The organism is Armatimonadia bacterium, assembly GCA_039679385.1.
Taxonomy (GTDB): Bacteria; Armatimonadota; Zipacnadia; order Zipacnadales; family JABUFB01; genus JAJFTQ01.
The window spans coordinates 1-2,791 of record JBDKVB010000011.1 but is presented as its reverse complement, the minus strand read 5'-3'; the positions used below and the strand labels follow the sequence as shown (position 1 = coordinate 2,791).

5 protein-coding genes are annotated in these 2,791 nt (G+C 67.2%); all 5 read right to left on the bottom strand.

Features of this window, described 5'->3' with window-relative positions:
* Positions 1 to 286: hypothetical protein (locus ABFE16_00825; GenBank protein MEN6343815.1), on the bottom strand; the 286-nt coding region annotated here is incomplete at its 3' end.
* Positions 283 to 483, bottom strand: coding sequence for a hypothetical protein (locus tag ABFE16_00820; protein ID MEN6343814.1), 201 nt, complete (start codon positions 481 to 483; stop codon positions 283 to 285). The genes ABFE16_00825 and ABFE16_00820, both read right to left, overlap by 4 nt.
* A gap of 561 nt (positions 484 to 1,044) precedes the next feature.
* Positions 1,045 to 1,377 carry a hypothetical protein gene (locus ABFE16_00815; protein MEN6343813.1) on the bottom strand — a complete coding sequence of 111 codons (333 nt, stop codon included), beginning with the start codon at positions 1,375 to 1,377 and terminating at the stop codon, positions 1,045 to 1,047.
* Positions 1,378 to 1,454: 77 nt separating this feature from the next.
* On the bottom strand, positions 1,455 to 1,577 hold the full coding sequence (locus ABFE16_00810) for a hypothetical protein (GenBank protein MEN6343812.1): 123 nt from the start codon (positions 1,575 to 1,577) through the stop codon (positions 1,455 to 1,457).
* Positions 1,578 to 1,672: 95 nt separating this feature from the next.
* A complete protein-coding gene (locus tag ABFE16_00805; protein ID MEN6343811.1) occupies positions 1,673 to 2,572 on the bottom strand; it encodes a hypothetical protein in 900 nt (299 codons plus the stop codon).
* Between the last annotated feature and the right edge of the window lie 219 nt (positions 2,573 to 2,791).

Sequence of the window (2,791 nt, the reverse complement as noted above, 5' to 3'; positions counted from 1 at the left end):
CCCCGGGGTAGTCTTCCACGTTCACGAAGGCGTGGATTTTGGTGACCGGATCGAGGTCCTGGGCCGGAGCAGATTTTACCCCTCCGGGCACTTCTGTGGGCGTGGGTGAATCCTTGCCCCACAGGGCATCGGAGAAGTCCTGCCAGGCCCGACGCTCGTTCTCGGTGCGCTCAGCTATGACGCCGTCGGACATTCCAGCGCCGAGAGCCATGCCCAGCCGCTTCGACTCCGCGGCGAGGATGATAGCCAGGTCGGTCAGCTTCATGTTGCGCTCTGCGTAGCTCATCGGTCACAGTCCACAACGTCGAGGGCGATGTAGCCGTGGTTGAAAAGGTCCTCGGCGATGCCCTCGGCGATGACGCGCGAGTCGTCCTCGTTCAGGTCGATCGGCTCCTGGAACGAGTGCACCGCGTCGGCGATCGCCGATACCACGATGTCGCGGATCTCCAGTGCTGCCTGGAACTGCTCCTGCGTGAGTGCCATGCTCTCCTCCTTCGTCTTCGGTGGCCAGTGCCACGGTTCATTGTACATCATCCCCGGAGGGTACATCCGCCCGCCGCCGTGCTCCGAGTGTCCCGGAGGGCGCGCCCCCCTTTCGTGTCCCTGCGAGTGGGGCCCGTATTTGGCGAGCGCCGTGAACATCTCGCGGTTCTCCTGCGCATCGCGCTCGCGGTTCCGGGTTTTCGCCTCCTAACGGCCACCCGGGCGCGCTCGCGAAGGGCGGCCAGCACTCGGCGCCCCTGCTCGTCCTGCAGGCTAGTGAGTGGCATCGCGCTTCCTCGATCTTGCGGAGCAGGAAGACCACGGTGCGTTCCAGGGTGGCGATGTAGCGCAGGGTCTCGGTGTCGTTGCCACCGCGGACGGGGGCGCTCGTCAGGTGCCAGTGCGGGCCGCCGGGGCCCACGTTGCAGGGGTACGCCCGGCGTTCGCGGGTGGCGTCATCGTTCCGGATGGCCTGTACGTCGCTGAGCGCCTGCAGGGCGCGCTCTTCGGTGGCGTACGCCCTCTTGGACCTGCAGCGAGCTTTCGACGTCCTGGGGGCGCTCACGGCTTCAGGGCCCGGATGCGCGCGGCGATGTCGTCACAGCTCTCGCTGGCGAGGTACCCGCGATCAGCCTCCTGGGCAGCCAGCTCGACAATGTCCCGGGCGATCCGCTGGCCGGTGAAGCTGGCGCGCAGCGCCTCGAACGTGGGGCCGCCGATGAATGCGCCGGAGATCATGTCCTGGCGGGCAGTCTCGCAGCCCTGGCGGTGCCCCTCGGCGCGCACCTCGCGATCGTGGGCCCCCAGCCAGCGGTCGAACCAGTCGGTGCCTATAGCTCGCGCCGACGCGGCCCTGACAGTCTCCGTGTCGGGCGTGTACTCCTGACCTCCCATGGGGGATCTCCTTTCGTCGTTCTACGGATACTCGACGGCCCTGGAGAGACACAACAACCCCCCAGGGCCACCGGCTATCAGTAGCGGTCGTACTCGTCGTACCCGCTGGGGGGATATTCATCCTCCGGTTCGGGCGGTTCGAGCGAATCCATGTACTGAGCGAACATGAAGTCGTTGTAGTCCAGCTCGTCGGGGTCCATTGCGACTCCTCTCTGTCAGAATGCCTGGATGGCAAGGTGGATGATGAGGGCGGCGAGGGCCAGGTAGAACCCAGCCCTCACCGCCGTGCGGAGCGTCACTCGATGATCTCGTAGAAGTTCGCCCGCGCGGTGACGTTCCGGATGGCGAAGACGTGGCCGACCCGAAAGTACGAACCCCCGCCGACCTTCGTGGCGATGAGGCCGTCCGGGATCCGGGTGTACTCCGAGCCTGCCTCCAGGCTGCGGATGCGCGTACCGACCGGGAGCGCGTCCACGAAGTCGCGCGCGCTCTGGACGACCACGGGCTTCGGCGCAGGATTCAGGCCCAGCAGCTCGCGCTCCCAGTCCGCGAGATCCGCGGCCTCCAGCTCGCCGCGCTGATCCCAGCCCGCCTTGAAGCCCTCTCGGCGCCCGTTGACGAACGCCATCGTGGAGGCGTCCTCGCGGGCCTCCTCCAGCTCGCGCTCGTACCAGCGGTTGAACAGCGCCAGCTTGGCGGGGTCGCCACCGGCGAACTCGGCCTTGATGTCGGCGGTCTCCGGGACGGCCTTCTCCGCGCGCGGCGTGCCGACGGGGTAGCCCGTGGCGTCCGACTCGGGCGTGACGATCTCGGCGCCCCACTCGGCGTAGTACCTGTCGCCTGCCGGGTAGACGTACCAGACGTCGCTGTTGCCGGGGGTGCCGGTGTCGATCTTGGCGTGGCTGCCGCCGAAGACCTCGATGATCTCGTGGGTGGTGCCCGCGCTGGGCGGGAACCCGTCACCCCACTTGATGCCGGTAAGCTTCACGATGTCGCCGACCTTGAAGGCGCGGGCGGGCGTGACCAGCTCGACGTTCGCCACGTTGTGGCCATAGGTGCTGTCGCCCTTGGCCCACAGCGTGTTGTGGGTGACTCGGTCAACGATGAACTCGAACCCGGGGCCGTAGGCCTCCAGGCCGTTCATGTGCGGGCGCGTGCGGCGGACCTTGTCCCCCGGCTTGAATGTGTTCGTCATGCTCAGACCTCCTTGATGTTGTGGGTGTGTAATACCAGCATGGGGGTGGGGGCTATCCCATGTCAAGGGGAATGTACACGTACTCGTTCGAGGGGTGCACACCCCCGCAGGCGCCAGCGCCCAGGATCTTCTGGGAGCACGCCGTGGTGGCGTACTGGGCCTGGGAGGTGAGCCATCCGGCGCAGCAGAGCCAGTCGTGCCCGCAGGGCGCAATGGCCA